This window comes from Bradyrhizobium sp. BRP22, from assembly GCF_020194175.1.
Classification (GTDB): Bacteria; Pseudomonadota; Alphaproteobacteria; order Rhizobiales; family Xanthobacteraceae; genus Bradyrhizobium.
This window is the reverse complement of sequence record NZ_JADYVX010000156.1, coordinates 1-255: the sequence shown is the minus strand read 5'-3', so window position 1 is coordinate 255 and position 255 is coordinate 1. Positions and strand designations below refer to the sequence as shown.

The following is a 255-nucleotide window of genomic DNA, read 5'->3' as shown; positions in this document are numbered from 1 at the left end:
GGCGGGAACTCCTTCGGCAAGGCTCGCCATTGGCAGCCGCTCGACAGAATATAGAAGATCGCCTGTACGATCTCGCGTAGATCGACCTCCCGCGGCCGGCCCAATCGCTGTCGCGGCGGCATCTTCCAGGCGATCAACGCCCATTCTGCATCGGTCAGATCACTTGTGTAACGCAGTCCACTGCGCTGATACTGGAGACGAGCGGCTTTGGTCCACGGCATGGTGTCCTCCCTCGAATCTTTGCAAATCCGAAGG

General features: G+C 59.6%; 1 protein-coding gene. It reads right to left on the bottom strand.

The genetic code is table 11. The features are described 5' to 3' along the window. A partial coding sequence (locus tag I6F35_RS39780) for a transposase (protein WP_225122988.1) occupies positions 1-221 on the bottom strand: 221 nt, incomplete at its 3' end. Between the last annotated feature and the right edge of the window lie 34 nt (positions 222-255).